At 62.8% G+C, this 17,441-nt stretch carries 15 protein-coding genes; 13 read left to right on the top strand and 2 right to left on the bottom strand.

Going from position 1 to position 17,441, the window contains the following annotated elements:
* The first annotated feature begins 24 nt into the window (after positions 1–24).
* On the top strand, positions 25–1,005 hold the full coding sequence (locus CO666_RS12960) for a complex I NDUFA9 subunit family protein (protein WP_097612512.1): 981 nt from the start codon (positions 25–27) through the stop codon (positions 1,003–1,005).
* A 703-nt stretch (positions 1,006–1,708) separates the two neighbouring features.
* Here CO666_RS12960 and CO666_RS12950 read toward each other — a convergent pair.
* Positions 1,709–2,506, bottom strand: a complete 798-nt coding sequence (locus tag CO666_RS12950) for an undecaprenyl-diphosphate phosphatase (RefSeq protein ID WP_097612511.1) — start codon at positions 2,504–2,506, stop codon at positions 1,709–1,711.
* Between the two features lie 230 nt (positions 2,507–2,736).
* Here CO666_RS12950 and CO666_RS12945 point away from each other — a divergent pair, with 230 nt between their 5' ends.
* From CO666_RS12945 to CO666_RS12905, 9 genes are all read left to right on the top strand, one after another.
* Positions 2,737–3,429 carry a glutathione S-transferase family protein gene (locus CO666_RS12945; protein ID WP_097612510.1) on the top strand — a complete coding sequence of 231 codons (693 nt, stop codon included), beginning with the start codon at positions 2,737–2,739 and terminating at the stop codon, positions 3,427–3,429.
* A 12-nt stretch (positions 3,430–3,441) separates the two neighbouring features.
* Positions 3,442–4,602 (top strand): tRNA epoxyqueuosine(34) reductase QueG, encoded by a 1,161-nt coding sequence (gene queG, locus CO666_RS12940; protein ID WP_097612509.1) that lies wholly within the window; start codon positions 3,442–3,444, stop codon positions 4,600–4,602.
* Positions 4,602–5,471, top strand: coding sequence for an SDR family oxidoreductase (locus CO666_RS12935; protein ID WP_097612508.1), 870 nt, complete (start codon positions 4,602–4,604; stop codon positions 5,469–5,471). The genes queG and CO666_RS12935 overlap by 1 nt, the downstream gene beginning before the upstream one ends.
* 408 nt (positions 5,472–5,879) lie before the next feature.
* Positions 5,880–6,242 carry a septal ring lytic transglycosylase RlpA family protein gene (locus CO666_RS12930; protein ID WP_097612507.1) on the top strand — a complete coding sequence of 121 codons (363 nt, stop codon included), beginning with the start codon at positions 5,880–5,882 and terminating at the stop codon, positions 6,240–6,242.
* A 196-nt stretch (positions 6,243–6,438) separates the two neighbouring features.
* Positions 6,439–7,728 carry an RsmB/NOP family class I SAM-dependent RNA methyltransferase gene (locus CO666_RS12925; protein ID WP_097612506.1) on the top strand — a complete coding sequence of 430 codons (1,290 nt, stop codon included), beginning with the start codon at positions 6,439–6,441 and terminating at the stop codon, positions 7,726–7,728.
* A gap of 328 nt (positions 7,729–8,056) precedes the next feature.
* A complete protein-coding gene (locus CO666_RS12920; protein WP_097612505.1) occupies positions 8,057–9,334 on the top strand; it encodes an imelysin family protein in 1,278 nt (425 codons plus the stop codon).
* A gap of 46 nt (positions 9,335–9,380) precedes the next feature.
* On the top strand, positions 9,381–11,156 hold the full coding sequence (locus tag CO666_RS12915; protein WP_097612504.1) for a di-heme oxidoreductase family protein: 1,776 nt from the start codon (positions 9,381–9,383) through the stop codon (positions 11,154–11,156).
* A complete protein-coding gene (locus tag CO666_RS12910; protein WP_097612503.1) occupies positions 11,156–12,256 on the top strand; it encodes an imelysin family protein in 1,101 nt (366 codons plus the stop codon). The genes CO666_RS12915 and CO666_RS12910 overlap by 1 nt, the downstream gene beginning before the upstream one ends.
* A gap of 4 nt (positions 12,257–12,260) precedes the next feature.
* Positions 12,261–13,358 carry a DUF1513 domain-containing protein gene (locus CO666_RS12905; RefSeq protein ID WP_097612502.1) on the top strand — a complete coding sequence of 366 codons (1,098 nt, stop codon included), beginning with the start codon at positions 12,261–12,263 and terminating at the stop codon, positions 13,356–13,358.
* Here the strand turns inward: CO666_RS12905 and CO666_RS12900 are convergent.
* Positions 13,340–14,416 (bottom strand): DUF2252 family protein, encoded by a 1,077-nt coding sequence (locus tag CO666_RS12900; RefSeq protein WP_097612501.1) that lies wholly within the window; start codon positions 14,414–14,416, stop codon positions 13,340–13,342. The genes CO666_RS12905 and CO666_RS12900 overlap by 19 nt on opposite strands.
* 219 nt (positions 14,417–14,635) lie before the next feature.
* On the opposite strand from CO666_RS12900, the gene CO666_RS12895 reads away from it, so the two are divergent.
* From CO666_RS12895 to guaA, 3 genes are all read left to right on the top strand, one after another.
* Positions 14,636–15,085, top strand: coding sequence for a PaaI family thioesterase (locus CO666_RS12895; RefSeq protein WP_003544704.1), 450 nt, complete (start codon positions 14,636–14,638; stop codon positions 15,083–15,085).
* The gene (locus tag CO666_RS12890; RefSeq protein WP_097612500.1) at positions 15,082–15,720 is read left to right on the top strand and encodes a 5'-methylthioadenosine/S-adenosylhomocysteine nucleosidase; all 639 of its coding nucleotides are present in this window, start codon (positions 15,082–15,084) and stop codon (positions 15,718–15,720) included. Before CO666_RS12895 ends, CO666_RS12890 begins: the two co-directional genes overlap by 4 nt.
* Before the next feature lie 117 nt (positions 15,721–15,837).
* The gene (gene guaA, locus CO666_RS12885; RefSeq protein ID WP_097612499.1) at positions 15,838–17,400 is read left to right on the top strand and encodes a glutamine-hydrolyzing GMP synthase; all 1,563 of its coding nucleotides are present in this window, start codon (positions 15,838–15,840) and stop codon (positions 17,398–17,400) included.
* Positions 17,401–17,441 lie beyond the last annotated feature (41 nt).

Genomic DNA, 17,441 nt, shown 5'->3' with positions numbered 1-17,441 from the left:
CCAAAGCCTTTCGAGGAACCTGCCATGACCCTTGCCAACCTGCCGCCGCTCGTCACCGTGTTCGGAGGGTCCGGCTTCGTCGGCAGGCACGTGGTTCGGGCGCTGGCCAAACGCGGCTATAACATCCGCGTCGCGGTGCGTCGTCCCGATCTCGCCGGCTTCCTGCAGCCGCTCGGCAATGTCGGCCAGATCTCCTTCGTGCAGGCAAACCTGCGCTATCGCAGCTCGATCGACCGCGCCGTCGACGGGGCAAGCCATGTCGTCAATTGCGTCGGCATTCTGCACGAGACCGGCCGCAACACCTTCGACGCCGTGCAGGAATTCGGCGCCCGCGCGGTCGCCGAAGCGGCGCGCAACGCCGGCGCGACACTCACCCATATTTCAGCGATCGGCGCCGACGCCAAATCCGCTTCGGATTACGGCCGCACCAAGGGCCGCGCCGAAGCCGCCATCCACACCATCAAGTCCGATGCGGTGATCTTCCGTCCCTCGATCGTCTTCGGGCCGGAGGACAGTTTCTTCAACAAGTTTGCCGACATGGCCCGCATGTCGCCGATCCTGCCGCTGGTGGGCGGCGGCAAGACGAAATTCCAGCCCGTCTATGTCGAGGATGTCGCCGAGGCCGTCGCCCGCGCCGTCGACGGCAAGGTCGCCGGCGGCAAGGTCTACGAGCTTGGCGGGCCTGAGGTGCTGAGCTTCCGCGAATGTCTCGAGACGATGCTGAAGGTGACCAGCCGCAAGAACCCGCTGGTCTCCCTGCCCTTCGGCGTCGCTTCGCTGATCGGCAGCATCGCCTCGTTGATCCCCTTCATCACGCCGCCGATCACGCCTGACCAGGTGCGGCTGCTGAAGCAGGACAACATCGTCTCCGCAGCAGCCGAAGCGGAAGGCCGCACGCTGAAGGGCCTCGGCATTACGCCGACCATGGCCGCATCGGTGCTCGGCTCCTATCTCGTGCACTATCGTCCGCACGGCCAGTACACCGGCACCGGCAAGGCCGCCTGAACAATTTTGTGAGCCTTCTGACAACGCCGTTCGCAGACAATGCGGACGGCGTTTTGCCGTTGTGGCTTGAAGTAGAGCTGGCGCAAGTTTGAAATGTTGTTGTGCCGGCCATATGAAGTGCAGTTGCATAAAAGACGCATCGGAAAATTTGTGGAATTAACGCCAAATTTAGCAGGAACATTTATTGCTATTTGCCATTCCACTGACTACCAAACCCGCGCGTCTTCCAACGGACTCAACGCTTTGGATCGCATGCGGCAATCACTGTGAAAGGCATTTCTCGATGGGCAAGTCAATCGCGCTCCTTTTTGCGTGTGCGGCGCTAATTATCCTGGCAGGCTCTTTCGTTGCGCCAGGCTCTGTCGCAGCGGTCAAGGGCGATTGCTCGCCGGCCTACGGCGTCGATCCTTGCTCGACGGCTTCGATCAGCCATTGACGAAAAGGCTGGCCTCGGCGCCGCCATTCTTAATCAAAGACAAGCAGTCAACCCGAGCGCCTGAATCAGGGCGCTTCACAATGAGTGTTCCGTTTTGGAGTGCTCAGTCTTGCCGGCTTCAAAAGCGGCGGCGACCCGTATTCTCTCAATATCCCCCATCTGCAAGAGCGGCACCTCGCCGGTCATCGGGCTTCTGTTGACGAAGCCCGACAGGGCATTGGCATTCGCGCCTGGGAGCCTGCGCGAATGCAATGCAGTGAGGTTGTCTCAGGCGATCAGGCCGGTCGCGGCCATGCCGAGCAGCAGGACGCCGAGAATGATGCGGTAGACGGCAAACAGCGTGAACCGGTTGCTTCTGATGTAGGCGAGCAGCCATTTGACGGCAATGAAGGCGACGATCGTCGAGACGACGAAGGCGATGCCGAGTGCCGTCCAATCTTCGTTTGCCGCGCCGCCGTCCTTGAAGGTCTTCAGCAATTCATAGCCGCTTGCGGCATACATTGTGGGGATGCCGACGAGAAAGGCGAACTCGGTCGCGGCGGCGCGGTTGCCGGTGCCGGCGAGCATGGCGACGAAGATCGTGGCGCCGGAGCGCGACGTTCCCGGAAAGATGCCGGCAACGATCTGGGCGATACCGACCAGAATGGCGACGAGCCAGGTGATCTCCTTGTGGGGAGCCTTACGGGCCGCAGCCCATTCCGCAAAGATCATCCAGATACCGCCGATGATCAGCGCCCAGGCGATCGGCGTCGCCGTCTCCGGCAGTTCGAAGCCGAGCTTCTTGACGACAAGCCCGAGAATTGCGGTGATGAGAAAGGCGACGATCAGCTTGGCGGCATAATCGCGGTTCTCCGGCTGGCGCCAGCCGAGCACCAGATCCAGCAGACGACGCCAGTAGATGATGGTGACGGCGAGGATGGCGCCGGCCTGAATGACGATGTTGAACATATCCGACCGGTGCCCGAGCCATTGCTCGGCAATGATCAGGTGGCCGGTGCTCGAGATCGGCAAAAATTCGGTGATCCCCTCGATGACGCCGAGAATTGCAGCATTGATATAATCCATACATTGTCTCCGGTTTAAAGTGCGGCCGGGCCTGAGCGCTTGGGTCGATCAGGCTGCCGCTTTCATTCGTTCGTTAGACGGTGTTTCGCCATCGTCAGATGGGCTAAAATCCGATTCGCTTGTATTGGCGGGGCCAAGCTCCTATAGCTTCAACCAATGAGTCATGACTAGGGCGCTATAATCGAGCTGCCACACAGTCCTGTAACAGCAATCACAAAGCCCGAGTATCGATGCCCACGCTTTATCATCATCCCATGTCATCCGCATCTCGCTTCGTCCGGCTGATCCTGGCGGAATACGGCTATCAGGCGGATCTGATCGAGGAGCAGACGTGGGAAAAGCGCCGGGATTTCCTGGCGCTCAACCCGGCCGGCACGCTGCCTGTCTATGTCGACGACAGCATGCGGGCGCTCTGCGGCGCCACCGTCATTTCCGAATATCTGGACGAGACGCATGGCGTGCTGAAACGCGACCGGCGGCTGCTCGCCGAAGACCCTTTCCAGCGGGCGGAAATCCGCCGGCTGACCGAGTGGTTCATGCAGAAGATGGAAAACGACGTGACCAAGCCGCTCGCCCGCGAGCGTGTCTATAAGTTGCAGATGACATCAGATCAGGGCGGCGGAGCGCCGGATTCGAAGATTTTGCGCACGGCCCGCGCGAATATCCGCCAGCATATGCGTTATCTCACCTGGCTTGCCGGCTCGCGCCAGTGGCTGGCGGGCGAGCGGATGAGCTATGCCGATCTTGCCGCCGCCGCCTCGATCTCGATCCTCGACTATCTCGGCGAGATCGAATGGGCGGATGCGCCCGTCGTCAAGGACTGGTACCAGCGGCTGAAATCGCGCCCCTCCTTCCGGCCGATGCTGACGGAGCGGGTGCGCGGCCTGACGCCGGTTTCGCATTATGCCGATCTGGATTTCTGACGAGGGCTCTCCATGCCCGAAGCCGATAGAAGAGATGACAAAGAGCGCCGCCGCCGCGACAATTTGACCGAGTTCGTGCGGGCGGAATCTGCCGCCAAGGGCTTCGATCTCTGCCGCATCACGCGACCGGACGCGATCCCGCAAGCCAAGCAGCGTCTCGGGGAGTTCATCGATGCCGGGCGCCACGGGACGATGGAGTGGATGGCGGAGACGCGCGAGCGGCGCGGCGATCCCCTGACCCTCTGGAGCGAGGTGAAATCGGTCGTCGTCTTCGGCCTCAATTACGCGCCGGAGGAGGACCCGCGCGGCATTCTCGACAAGCCTGATAAAGCGGCGATCTCGGTTTATGCCCGCAACCGCGATTATCACGACGTCATCAAGGGCCGGCTGAAGGAGATCGCCACGCGCTTCGCGGCGCGGGCCGGCGCCGACGTGAAGGTGTTCGTCGATACCGCGCCTGTCATGGAAAAGCCGCTGGCGGCGGCGGCAGGCCTCGGCTGGCAGGGCAAACACACCAACCTCGTCAGCCGCACCCACGGTTCCTGGCTGTTTCTCGGCACGATGTTCACCACCGCCGATCTTGCCGTCGATGCGCCGGAGATCGATCATTGCGGCTCCTGCCGCGCCTGCCTCGACGCCTGCCCGACGGCCGCCTTTCCGGCGCCTTACCAGATCGATGCGCGGCGCTGCATTTCCTATCTCACCATCGAGCACAAGGGGCCGATCGACGCCGATCTGCGGCCGTTGATCGGCAATCGCATCTATGGCTGCGACGACTGCCTTGCCGCCTGTCCCTGGAACAAGTTCGCAAGTGCGGCCGCCGAGATCAAGCTGCAGGCGCGGGAAGAGCTGAAGGAACCGTCGATCGCCTTTCTGCTGACGCTCGACGATGCCGCCTTCCGCGCCTTCTTCAGCGGCTCGCCGGTGAAACGGATCGGCCGCGACCGCTTTATCCGCAACGTGCTGATCGCCGCCGGCAATTCCGGTGAACGGGAACTCATCGGGCAATGTCGCATGCTCGCGCACGACCCCTCGCCAGTCGTGCGCGGCATGGCGGTGTGGGCGCTTTCGCGGCTGATGGAGGCTGGCGAATTTTCAGCCTTTGCCGCACAAAGGGCGGATGAGCGCGATGATGACGTGTTGGACGAATGGCGGCTGGCAGGAGTGGACTGATGCATGTGATGATCTTTGGCTGCGGTTATTCCGGCACGGCGATCGCCAAGGCCTTAGCAGGCGACGGCGTGCGCGTTTCCGGCACCACGCGTTCGCCTGATAAGATGGACGTGCTCGGCCAGAACGGCATCGAAGCTTTCCTTTTCGACGGCGAGACCATGGAAGCGGGGCTCGTCCAGGCTTTGGCCGATGTCACCCATCTCGTGCAGTCGATCGCGCCCGGGAAGGCCGATCCGCTGTTGCGGCTGCTCGGCGAAGACGGCGCAAGCCTGCTGCCCAGCCTCGAATGGATCGGTTACCTCTCCACCGTCGGCGTCTATGGCGATCACAAGGGCGCCTGGATCGATGAGGAGACGCCGTGCGTGCCGGTGTCCGGGCGCTCGAAGGAGCGGCTCGAAGCGGAAGCGGGCTGGCTGGCTGTGGGCAGGCAGCGCGGCGTGCCGGCGGCGGTGCTCCGCCTTTCCGGCATTTACGGGCCGGGGCGCAATGCCTTCTGCAATCTGGAAAAGGGCACGGCGCGGCGCCTGATCAAGAAGGACCAGGTGTTCAACCGCATCCGCGTCGAGGATATCGGTGCGGCGACCCGCTTCCTGTCGGAGCATGGCCTTAGCGGCATCTATAATGTCACTGACAACAGGCCCGGTCCGCCGCAGGATGTGATCGTCGAGGCAGCCCGGCTGATGGGCGTCGAACCGCCGCCGGAACAGGCCTTCGAGACCGCCGAACTGACGCCGATGGCGCGCACCTTCTACGGCGAGAACAAACGGGTTTCGAATGCGAAACTCAAGGCCGCCGGCTTCGAATTGTCCTTCCCCGACTATCCGATGTCGCTTGCGCAATTGTGGCAGGACGGACGCTGGCGCGGTTAAACCGGGCCGCCGCTGGCAACGAGGGTTATCGCCCAAAATGAGTAGGAAATTCCTACTTTCTGCAGTTGGCAGAACAATTCTCGCCGCATATCATGGTTAACAGCCTTTGAATTTGCGCAAATGTGGCGGGAAATAAGGCGAAGTCAGAAAAAATATTTCGTGATTTTTGTGAAGGCCGCGCCGTTTAACGCCTCCTCGGAAAAATCATTTGAATTTTAGCTGATTTCATTGCGTTTTTTCCACACTCTGCCGCACGCGGCAAATTCTCATATTTTATCAAAGACCTCACGAATATTACAGTCTGTAATATTCCGTGATCGGTCGCGGCACTTTTTCGCCATTTTTCGGCGGATTTAAGCCCCGCCGCCTGCAAGGGCGTTGAGTTCAATAGTTGAGGGATACTCTGTTTTGAAGAAAATACGTCGTTCTATTATCGCTGCCGCAACTATTGCAGCCTGCTCTTCCTTGCTTCCGGCGGAGAGTTTTGCTGGAAATGGTTGTGGCGGTGCTTCATGGTACGCACTCCACTCCAAAACTGCTTCCGGGGAACGTATGAACCCTGCCGTCTTGACTGCCGCCCATCGTTCGCTCGCTTTCGGCACCAAGGTGAAGGTCACCAACCGCAACAATGGCCGCACCGTCGTCGTTCGCATCAACGATCGCGGTCCGTTCATCCGCGGCCGGGTGCTGGATCTGTCGCGCGCCGCCGCACAGAATATCGGCATGGTAAGCTCCGGCACGGCGAAGGTCTGCTACCAGGTGATCAGCTAAAGCTTATAGCCGGGGTGATCAGCTAGAGCTGACAGCCGAGGTGATCAGCTAAGGCCAACAACCGGCTGCGCCGTCAGCGGCGCTTGCTCTTGCCGTCAATCGCGGTTACCACGCGGTTGAGACTTGTGAACAATCCGCTCCGCGACTGTCGCGGCTGACAGGATCCTTCGCAGGCATGGCAACAGGAGACTTGTGAATGCGTCTGGGCGGCCGCCTCGAAGGGGCGATTTCTGTGCTCGCGGACATCGATGCCCGCAAGCGGCCTGTCGCCGACGCGCTGAAGGACTGGGGCCTTGCACATCGTTTCGCCGGCTCCGGCGATCGCGCCGCCATCGGCAACATCGTCTACGACGCCCTGCGCATGCGGCTTTCCCATGCCTGGTTGATGGATGACGACAGTGCCGCCGCCATTGCCCATGCCGTCATGTTCCGCCAATGGGGGTTCACCCCTGACAGTCTTGCCACGGAGCTGGCGGACGACAAGTTTGCGCCGGCGCCGCTTTCGGCCGAGGCCGTCTCGGCCTTCGAAAACCGCTCGCTCGACGATGCACCGCCGCATATAAGCGGCGATATTCCCGAATGGGTCCAATCCTCCTTCGAACAGGCTTTCGGCGCCGGCTGGCTCGCCGAGGCGCAGGCGCTTGCCGCCCGGCCGACGCTCGATCTGCGCGCCAACATCCTGAAATCCTCGCGCGACAAGGCCGTCAAGGCGCTCGAAAGGTCAGGCGCGCAGGCGGCGAAGATCGCCCGCTGCGGCATCCGGATTGCCGCCGGCGAAGGCGCCTCGCGTCTTCCCAACGTGACAGCCGAGCTTTCGTTCCAGAAAGGCTGGTTCGAGGTTCAGGACGAGGGGTCGCAGATCGTCGCCGACCTGGTGCTCGCCAGGGACGGCGAGCAGATTCTCGACTATTGCGCCGGCGGCGGCGGCAAGACGCTCGCCATGGCGGCGGCCATGCAGAACAAGGGGCAGGTTCACGCCTACGACGCCGACCGCAAACGGCTGGCGCCGATCATCGAGCGGCTGAAGCGGGCGGGCACGCGCAATGTCCAGGTGCATGACGACGCCAAGGCGCTTTCCGGCCTTGCCGGGCGCTGCGACAAGGTGCTGGTCGACGCGCCCTGCACCGGCACCGGCACATGGCGTCGCCGCCCCGACACCAAATGGCGGCTGACGGCCAAGAACCTCGACGAGCGCACCGCCCAGCAGCAGGACGCGCTGGCCCAGGCGAGCGGTTTCGTCAAACCGGGCGGCGAGCTGATCTACGTCACCTGTTCCGTGCTGCCTCAGGAAAACGAGGAACAGGTGCGCCGCTTTGCGGCCGACAATCCCGATTTCCAGATCGTCAGCGCCCTGCCCGCCTGGGACGGGCTGTTCGGCAAGGACGCGCCGCGTCCGCATTCCTCCGATGGCCTGACGGTGACGCTGACACCGGCCTCCACCGACACGGACGGCTTCTTCTTCTGCCGCATGCAGCGTAAGGGCTGACGCGGCCTGACAAAAGCCAACAATGAATGAAGACACCCGCGGCGCAATGACGCTGCGCGGCGGCGGTTGCTGCCGGTTTTCAAGCAGATGCCGTTCAAAAGAGACCGGTTGGCCGGCGTCGATCCATCCTTAAAACCATTCCAAACTAGAGCGTTTGACACCAGTTTACTTTTGCGCGAAGAGACGGAGCCCGATTACAGCGCCGCGCGTCTTATCAGACGCGCAAAGGACGCTGTAACACTTTGACTCGACGCATCGTGCTTTCCGAAAATCGATTCGATTTTCGGGCCGATGCGCTAGACGGAAAATCCCGTCACAGGAGAGGATTATGAAGCTCAACCGCAAATTCCGCGCAGCCGTGCTGGCGATTGCCCCCGCCGCCCTGCTCGCCCTACCCGCCCATGCCGAGACCGATGCTGGCGCCGTGGTGAAACATTATGCCGACGTGGCGTATGCGAAATACGAGGACTCGCTGACGACGGCCAAGGCGCTCGACGCCGCCATCGACGCCTTCCTGAAGGCGCCTGATGATGCGACGCTGAAAGCCGCCAGGGACGCCTGGATCAAGGCGCGTGTTCCCTACCAGCAGACGGAAGTTTATCGTTTCGGCAATCCGATCGTCGACGACTGGGAAGGCAAGGTCAACGCATGGCCGCTCGATGAAGGCCTGATCGACTATGTCGATGCCTCCTACGGCACCGAGAGCGACGAAAATTCGCTCTACGTGGCCAATGTCATCGCCAACAAGACGATCAAGATCGACGGCAAGGATATCGACGCCTCGAAGCTGACGCCGGAATTCCTCTCGGGCACGCTCGCCGAGGCCGGCGGCATCGAGGCCAATGTCGCGACCGGCTATCACGCCATCGAATTCCTGCTCTGGGGCCAGGATCTGAACGGCACCGGACCCGGCGCCGGCGACCGCCCGGCCACCGATTACGATCTGAAGAACTGCACGCACGGCAATTGCGACCGCCGCGCCGAATATCTGAAGTCCGCCTCCACCCTGCTCGTTTCAGACCTGCAGGAAATGACCGACAACTGGAAGCCGGACGGGGCTGCGACGAAGAATGTCGAGGCCGACCCGAAGGCCGGCCTCGTGGCGATCCTGACGGGCATGGGTTCGCTCTCCTACGGCGAGCTTGCCGGCGAGCGCATGAAACTGGGCCTGCTGCTGCACGATCCGGAAGAAGAGCATGATTGCTTTTCCGACAATACCTACAACTCGCATCTCAACGACGCGATCGGCATCGCCGCCGCCTATACCGGCAACTATACCCGCGTCGACGGCACCAAGCTCAGCGGCCCGTCGCTGCACGATCTCGTCGCCGCCAAGGACAAGGCGCTCGATGCCGAGATGGAAGGCAAGCTCAACAAGACGCTCGACGCGATGAACGCCATGGCCAAGCGAGGCGAGACGGTCGAGAAGTACGACCAGATGATCGGCGAGGGCAACAAGGAAGGCAACGCCGTCGTCCAGGCGGCCATCGACGGTCTGATCGACCAGACGAAATCGGTACAGCGCGTTATTGCCGCACTCGATCTCGGCACGGTTCAGCTTGAAGGTTCCGACAGCTTGGATAATCCTAACGCCGTCTTCAAATAAGCAAAAGGCGGGCCGCTTCGACAGCCGGAGCGGCCCGGACTCTGAAATGCGGTTCATTACTTCCCTCATTCCTGTGCCCTCAGGGCTTTGCCCGAGGGATGTCACAGGAATCCAGCCACGGCGCGTCGGCGCCGTGAATGACTCGGTCCAAGGGGAGTCTTCCGCGCCCAAGGACTTGGGCGCACTGGATTCCTGTGACATCCCTCGGGCAAAGCCCGAGGAAGGGAATGAGGGAGCTGCGAGGGAAGTGCGTACCGGCACCCTTGAGTTTGCCGCTGGGGATTATCGCCTCCTTTCAAAAGTCCGCCTCTCCCTTCGCGTCGCCACTCTTGCCACCCTTGCGGGAGCGCCTGTCGCTCTTGCCGCCGGTTTCGATCTGCCGGCGAAACGCACCGATCTTTCCGAAGCGGATCTGAAACGCGTCGCCGATGTGACGCGGCCGACCGAGGATTTTTCCAAGGCCGAACCATATGAAGCGATGCAGGCGGGGGCTACGACCTCGATCGACCCGGTCACCGAGGATAGCTTCTCGCATATTTCGGCCAACATCCCCTTCGAAGAAGAGCAGAATTTCAAACTCGGCAATGCGCTCTTCCGCAAGCTCTGGGTGTCCGCTCCGTCCTCGACACAGGCCTCCGATGGTCTCGGGCCGCTGTTCAACGCCCGCTCGTGCATGAGCTGTCATGTCAATGACGGCCGCGGCAAACCGCCGGAAGGCGGTCCAAGCGCCGTCTCGATGTTCCTGCGGCTGTCCCGCGCAGCCAAAACACCCGAGGAAGAAAAGGCGATTGCGGGCGCCGATATCCTGAATTTCCCCGATCCGGTCTATGGTCACCAGTTGCAGGATCTTGCCGTTCCCGGCCTTGCCGCCGAAGGCCGGATGACGATCCGCTATGACGAGGAGACGGCGACGCTTGGCGACGGCGAGACCGTGCCGCTGCGCCGGCCGCATTATGCGGTGACCGACCTTGCCTACGGACCGCTTGATCCGGCGACGACGATCTCGGCGCGAGTTGCCCCCGCGATGATCGGCCTCGGGCTGATCGAGGCGATATCCGAGGCGGATATTCTTGCCCATGCCGATCCCGACGATGCCGATGGCGACGGCATCTCCGGCAAGGCGGCGATCGTGCGTGACCACCGCAGCGGCGAGATCGCGCTCGGCCGGTTCGGCTGGAAGGCGCAGAACGCCACGGTGCGCGACCAGAATGCCGACGCCTTCGCCAATGATATCGGTATTTCGACGCCCGACCACCCGGACGCGCATGGCGATTGCACCAAGGCCGAGGAGAAATGTCGGGCCATGCCGACCGGCGTGCAGAAACGGCTGGGCGAGGAAGAAGCGCCGGGTCCCATTCTCGACCTCGTGACCTTCTATTCCGAAAATCTTGCTGTTCCCTCGCGCCGCAAGGCGAGCTTCCCCGAGACGCTGCGGGGCAAGCGGATCTTCTACGAAACCGGCTGCATTTCCTGCCATGTGCCGAAATTCGTCACCCGCCGGGATACATCGGACAAGGCGCAATCCTTCCAGCTGATCTGGCCCTATTCCGACTTCCTTCTGCACGATATGGGCGACGGCCTTGCCGACGGGCAGCAGGTCGGCCTTGCAAGCGGACGTGAATGGCGCACGCCACCGCTATGGGGTATAGGACTGACCCGGACTGTCAGCGGACACAGCTTTTTCCTGCATGACGGCCGTGCGCGGGATCTCACCGAGGCGATCCTGTGGCATGGCGGCGAAGCTGAAAAGGCCCGCAACGCTTTCTCCGTCCTGTCGAAAGATGACAGGGCGGCCCTGATTACATTCCTGGAGTCACTTTGATGCGCCTATGGCACCCCCTGCTCTGCCTTTCTCTGCTCGGCCTCGCCACGTCAGCGGCCGCCCAGACCGCTGCTCCTCCGGCAGGGCTGAACGAGGATGCCGTTGCCGCCGTCATGCAGCGCGCCGTCGACGAGGTGATCCGTCCCGGCTATCGCAACATGCAGCAATCGTCTGCCCGGCTGACGACGGCGATGAAGGACCTCTGCGCCGACGGCACGCCGCAGTCGCTCGACAAGGCGAAATCCGCCTTCGACGATACGATCCGCTACTGGTCGATCATCGAGATCGTGCAGACCGGCCCCGTCATCCAGGACAATCTCTTCGAGCACATCCTGTTTTATCCCGACCGCAAAGGCGTCGGCCTGAAACAGGTGCAGGCGCTGATCGCCAAGGCCGACCCGAAGGATGCGACGGTCGATGCGATCGCCGGCAAGAGCGTCGCCCTGCAGGGCCTGACGGCGCTGGAATACGTGCTCTACGGCAATGGTTCCGACGATCTCGTCAAGCAGAAGGGCGGCTTCCGCTGCCTTTACGGCCAGGCGGTCGCCGGCAATATCCAGCGGGAAGCCGGCGAAGTCGTCGCCGCCTGGGAAAAACCCGACGGCGTGCAGGCGAGCTGGAAACATCCCGGCCCGCAGAGCAACGATTTCATGGACAACAAGGAAGCCGTGACCGCGCTGCTCGGCATTCTCGTCCACGGTGCGGAAAATGTCCGCGACCAGCGGTTGGAGCAGTTCTACAAGGGCAAGGACACCGCGCCGCGCCCGCGCATGGCGATCTACTGGCGCTCCAAGAACACCTGGAAATCGATGGCCGCCAATATCGACGGCCTGCGCACGCTCTGGCAGAAGGCCGGCATGGCCGAGCTTCTGCCGCCGGACAAACAGGCGATTGCCGCCTCGATCGACGAGGATTTCAAATCGCTGCTCGACAGCGTGCCGAAGCTCAACCCCGACATCGACGCCGCGACAAGCGATGCGGAGAAGGCCAAGCTGGATACGCTGCTTGCCGAGAGCCGCGACCTGATCACCCGGATCAGCGACGAATATGGCGCGGCGATCGGCCTTTCGGCCGGCTTTTCCTTTTCGGATGGAGACTGAAGCGATGATGCGAAGTGCCGCAATCGACCGACGCAGTTTCGTCAAGGCGGCCGGGATCGGCTTCCTTGCAGCCTTGACGCCAAAGTCGCTTCTGGCCCTGGAGCAGGCCGATGCGGTCTATGCTTCGGGCATGCGTGTCGCCGACGGCTCCTATGCCGTCGCCACCGTGACGGAGCGCGGCGAGGTCGTCGATCAGGTGGCGCTTCCGGCCCGGGCGCACGGCATGGCCTTCAGTGCGATCACCGGCATGACCGTCGCCTTCGCCCGCCGGCCCGGCACCTATGCGATGATTTTCGATGCCCGCAATAGGCGCGAACCGATCGTTATCAGCTCTGCGGAGGGCCGGCATTTCTACGGCCATGGCGCCTTTTCGCCCGATGGCCGCGTGCTCTACGCCAGCGAAAACGACTTCGACGGCAATCGCGGCATGATCGGCCTCTACGACGCCACCGACCGCTTCAGCCGCATCGGCGAATTCGAAACCTACGGCATCGGTCCGCACGACATGACGGTTTCCGACGACGGACGCCTTCTGATCGTCGCCAATGGCGGCATCGAGACACATCCGGATTTCGGCCGCACCAAGCTCAATCTCGGGGCGATGCAGCCGTCGCTTGTCCTCATCGATGCGGCGACCGGGGCGCTGGTCGAAAAACACGTGCTGCCGGCGCAATGGGCCCAACTCTCCACCCGCCATGTCGATCTCGACGATCAGGGCCGCATCTGGTTTGCCTGCCAGTATGAAGGCCACCGTAAGGACCTGCCGCCGCTTGTCGGCCATTTTGCCAAGGGAGAGGATCTCACCTTCATCGACCTGCCGGAAGAGACGACGCGCAGGCTTGCCAATTATGTCGGCGCAATCGCCGTCAACCGCCGCGAAGGCCTCGTCGGCGTGACGTCGCCGAAAGGCGGTGCCTCGGTGACCATCGATGCAAGGTCGGGCAAGGTGCTAGCGGAAACGACCATCCCGGATGCCGCGGGCATCGCGCCGGCAAGAAGCGGCTTTGCCGTTTCCTCCTATGACGGCGATTTCCTGTCGACCCGCAGCGATGTCGCCTGGGACCAGCACATCGTCCGGATTTCTCAACGGCCGCGCGCGTAGGCCTTCTGCTCGGCGCTGACGCATGAGGCGGCGGCCCTTGCCGCCTCATGCAGCCATTCGGATCCCCTGGCCTGCAAGTCCTGCAGGATCGTTGCTGCGGCCGCAGCGTCGTCGGAATGGCAATTGGCGATCTCGAAGCCCATCAGCTCGAGCATCGTCGGCGAAAGCAGGACTTCCGGGTGCTTGTCGATCTCGATCTTGCGGCTGTTCGGCGAAAGCCGGCGCAGGAGAATACGGCCGGAGACGCTATAATGGGGATCGGCTGAGCGCGCCCGCCCGCCGGCGATTTCGCCCGCATGGATCGCCGTGTCCTGCGGCCTGTGGCGAAGCGACCAGGCCGACGGCAGCAGCGCCTTCGCCTCGCGTAGCACCGGCCCGCCCTGCCATTCGGCGTAAGCGACGAAACGCGGTCGGCCGAGGCTGCCGGTGCCGGCGCTGCGGGGCTTCGCCACGAAGGGTCCTGAGCCGGGCGGCAGTGCATCGGCGAGCGCCTTTGTATAGGCGGCGGACGCCTCGGTCTTGCCCGGCGTCAGCGTCTCGTATTTCTCCCAGAATTGCCGACGTTCGGAATTCGGCAGCATCAGCGCCTTGCGCAGCCATTTATGATCGCGCTCAAGGATGATGGGCAGCCGATCTTCAAGGCCCCGGCGATAGCCGGCAAGGATCAGTTCGCCGATCATCGGGACCGAGGGGCCGTCGCCGTTGCGCGCCAGGATGGCGCTTGCCGCCAGGCGGACGAGATCCAGCGCATAAGGCATGACCGCCGCATCGTCGAAATCGTTGACGCCCCAGACGAGCCGGCCCTCGGCATCGCGCCAGGTGCCGAAATTCTCCAGATGCGTATCGCCGATCGCCAGCACCTCGGGCGCGCTTGCGAGTTCCGGGCGGATATCGAGGATGATTTCGCACCAGCGCCAATAGGTGGCGCGCAGGAAGACGAAATCGTCACTGCGCATCTTCTCGTGCTTCTCGCGCAGATCGTCCTCGACGAGATCGGCCCCGAGTTCGCCAGCCAGCCAGGTCTCGAAATTCCGCACCGATTGCGATATCGTCGTCATGCGCCGGCGCTCCGTCGTTTCGAGACCTGACGCGGAGAATACCCGCTGAGCGCGAAGCTGCAATCGTCTTCGCACCGGCTTGCACAGCGATAGAAAGTCGAAAGGTGGCCCGGGCGACACGGTGCGCGCTTTCCGCCGCCGTCCAGACCGATTTCGGCAATGTGCAGCTTGTCGAATCCGGCCCGCCATGCCACTTTCGCCGCTGCAAGAGGGGCAGACATGAGCGAGACTGACAGGGGCGATTTCCGCGCGCGAATCCGCCGCAATTTTGCGCGGCAGGCGGCGATGGAGACGATCGGCGCGGAACTGACACGTGTCGAACACGGCGTCGTCGAGATCGAGCTTCCCTTCGACGTCAAACTGACACAGCAGCACGGCATCCTGCATGCGGGCATCATTTCCGCCGCGCTCGATTCGGCCTGCGGTTTTGCCGCCTACAGCGTCATCGACCCCGAAGCCTCGATCCTGACGATCGAGTTCAAGGTCAATCTCATGTCGCCGGGGCGTGGTGATCGTTTCCTGTTTCGCGGGGAAATCACCAAACCCGGCTCCACCATCATCGTCGCCGACGGGCGAGGCTACGCGATCAGCGACGGGCCGGCCAAACTCATCGCCTCCATGACCGGAACGATGATGGTGATCCGCGGCAGGGAAGGAATTACGGGATGAAGTTCGAACTGAAATCGGTCGCGGGGAAATCCATCCTTTTCGTCATGGCGGCCGAGGCCGAATACGGTCCCTTCCTGCGGTCGCGCATCGAACCCTTGATGACCGGCGTCGGCCCGGTCGAGGCCGCGGTCGTGCTGACCAAGACGCTGGCGCGGCTCGATGCGGCCGACGATCTGCCAGATCTCGTCGTTTCCCTCGGCTCGGCCGGCTCGGCGAAACTGGAACAGACCGAAATCTATCAGGTGACCTCGGTTTCCTACCGCGACATGGACGCTTCGCCGCTCGGCTTCGAAAAGGGCCGGACACCCTTCCTCGACCTGCCGGCGGTGATCGAGCTGCCGCTGCGCATTCCCGGCATTGCCGAAGCCAGCCTTTCCACCGGCGGCAACGTCATCTCGGGGGCGGCCTATACCGCTATCGACGCCGACATGGTCGATATGGAGACCTTTGCGGTGCTGCGCGCCTGCCAGGGCTACAAGCTGCCGCTGATCGGCCTTCGCGGCATTTCCGACGGCGCGGTCGAGCTGCAGCATATCTCCGGCTGGACGGAATATCTGCATATCGTCGACCGCAAACTCTCCTATGGCGTCGACAGCCTGTTCACGGCGCTGGAAGACGGGGTTTTCTGGTTCTGAACCCTCGATGTCGCCGCGCGTCTTTTCAGACGCGCGAGGGACAATCGGAACAATAAAAACCCGATGCCGCCGATTTCCCGGATTGCCAGGCGAAGCGCTTTTCATTAAAGCCTCGACATGACCCAGACAGCACATCCCGACTCCGTTCTCATCGTCGATTTCGGCAGCCAGGTGACCCAGCTCATCGCACGGCGCGTGCGCGAGGCCGGCGTCTATTGCGAAATCGTTCCCTTCCAATCGGCCGAAGAGGGCTTCAAGCGCCTGCAGCCGAAAGCCGTGATCCTGTCCGGCAGCCCGGCTTCGACGGTGGACGAAGGATCGCCGCGGGCGCCCCAAATCATCTTCGACAGCGGCCTGCCGGTTTTCGGCATCTGCTACGGTCAGCAGACGATGTGCATGCAGCTCGGCGGCAAGGTCGAAAGCGGCCATCACCGCGAATTCGGCCGCGCCTTCCTGGAGGTCGACAAGGACTGCCAGCTGTTCGAGGGCCTCTGGTCCTCCGGCTCGCGCCACCAGGTCTGGATGAGCCATGGCGACCGCGTAACGGCGCTGCCCGAAGGGTTCGAGGTGGTCGCCACCTCCTCCAACGCGCCTTACGCCTTCATCGCCGACGAGAAGCGCAAATATTACGGCGTGCAGTTCCACCCGGAAGTCGTGCATACGCCCGACGGCGCCAAGCTGATCGGCAACTTCATTCACAATATCGCCGGCATCAAGGGCGACTGGTCGATGTCGGCCTACCGCCAGAAGGCGGTCGACGAGATCCGCAAGCAGGTGGGCGACAAGCGCGTCATCTGCGCGCTTTCGGGCGGCGTCGACAGTTCGGTTGCTGCGCTGCTCATCCATGAGGCGGTCGGCGATCAGCTGACCTGCATCCTCGTCGACCACGGGCTGATGCGCAAGGACGAGGCGGCCAACGTCGTCGCCATGTTCCGTGAGCACTACAATCTGCATCTGCTGCATGTCGACGCCTCCGACCGTTTCATCGGCGAACTCGAAGGCGTTTCCGACCCGGAAACCAAGCGCAAGATCATCGGCCGGCTGTTCATCGAGACCTTCGAGGAAGAGGCGAAGAAACTCGGCGGCGCCGATTTCCTCGGCCAGGGCACGCTCTATCCCGACGTGATCGAGAGCGTTTCCTTCACCGGCGGCCCGTCGGTGACGATCAAGTCGCACCACAATGTCGGCGGCCTGCCGGAGCGCATGAAGATGCAGCTCGTCGAGCCGCTGCGCGAACTCTTCAAGGACGAGGTGCGCGCGCTCGGCCGCGAGCTCGGCCTGCCCGACAGCTTCATCGGCCGCCACCCCTTCCCGGGCCCGGGCCTCGCCATCCGCTGCCCCGGCGGCATCACCCGCGAAAAGCTGGAGATCCTGCGCGAGGCCGATGCGATCTATCTCGACGAAATCCGCAAGGCCGGCCTCTACGACGCCATCTGGCAGGCCTTCGCCGTGCTGCTGCCCGTCCAGACCGTCGGCGTCATGGGTGACGGCCGCACCTACGAGTTCGTCTGCGCGCTGCGCGCCGTCACCTCGGTCGACGGCATGACGGCGGATTTCTATCACTACGACATGGAATTCCTCGGCCGCGCCGCCACCCGCATCATCAACGAGGTCCGCGGCATCAACCGGGTAGTCTACGACGTCACCTCGAAGCCGCCGGGGACGATCGAGTGGGAGTGAGAGGTGAATTGATCCCCTCCGCCAAGCCGCAGAATTGCTTC

Origin of the sequence: Rhizobium chutanense (assembly GCF_002531935.1) — a bacterium.
In the GTDB taxonomy this organism is placed as follows: domain Bacteria; phylum Pseudomonadota; class Alphaproteobacteria; order Rhizobiales; family Rhizobiaceae; genus Rhizobium; species Rhizobium chutanense.
The sequence above is the reverse complement of the archived record's forward strand: the minus strand, read 5'-3'. Positions and strand labels throughout refer to the sequence as shown.

Bases quoted from the DNA above. Each gene is read 5' to 3' on its own strand.
- CO666_RS12915 (WP_097612504.1), top strand. From the start codon at position 9,381: ATGCGGTTCATTACTTCCCTCATTCCTGTGCCCTCAGGGCTTTGCCCG.
- CO666_RS12920 (WP_097612505.1), top strand. From the start codon at position 8,057: ATGAAGCTCAACCGCAAATTCCGCGCAGCCGTGCTGGCGATTGCCCCC.
- guaA (WP_097612499.1), top strand. From the start codon at position 15,838: ATGACCCAGACAGCACATCCCGACTCCGTTCTCATCGTCGATTTCGGC.
- CO666_RS12935 (WP_097612508.1), top strand. From the start codon at position 4,602: ATGCATGTGATGATCTTTGGCTGCGGTTATTCCGGCACGGCGATCGCC.
- CO666_RS12925 (WP_097612506.1), top strand. From the start codon at position 6,439: ATGCGTCTGGGCGGCCGCCTCGAAGGGGCGATTTCTGTGCTCGCGGAC.
- CO666_RS12945 (WP_097612510.1), top strand. From the start codon at position 2,737: ATGCCCACGCTTTATCATCATCCCATGTCATCCGCATCTCGCTTCGTC.
- CO666_RS12905 (WP_097612502.1), top strand. From the start codon at position 12,261: ATGATGCGAAGTGCCGCAATCGACCGACGCAGTTTCGTCAAGGCGGCC.
- CO666_RS12890 (WP_097612500.1), top strand. From the start codon at position 15,082: ATGAAGTTCGAACTGAAATCGGTCGCGGGGAAATCCATCCTTTTCGTC.
- CO666_RS12910 (WP_097612503.1), top strand. From the start codon at position 11,156: ATGCGCCTATGGCACCCCCTGCTCTGCCTTTCTCTGCTCGGCCTCGCC.
- queG (WP_097612509.1), top strand. From the start codon at position 3,442: ATGCCCGAAGCCGATAGAAGAGATGACAAAGAGCGCCGCCGCCGCGAC.
- CO666_RS12900 (WP_097612501.1), bottom strand. From the start codon at position 14,416: ATGACGACGATATCGCAATCGGTGCGGAATTTCGAGACCTGGCTGGCT.
- CO666_RS12960 (WP_097612512.1), top strand. From the start codon at position 25: ATGACCCTTGCCAACCTGCCGCCGCTCGTCACCGTGTTCGGAGGGTCC.
- CO666_RS12950 (WP_097612511.1), bottom strand. From the start codon at position 2,506: ATGGATTATATCAATGCTGCAATTCTCGGCGTCATCGAGGGGATCACC.
- CO666_RS12895 (WP_003544704.1), top strand. From the start codon at position 14,636: ATGAGCGAGACTGACAGGGGCGATTTCCGCGCGCGAATCCGCCGCAAT.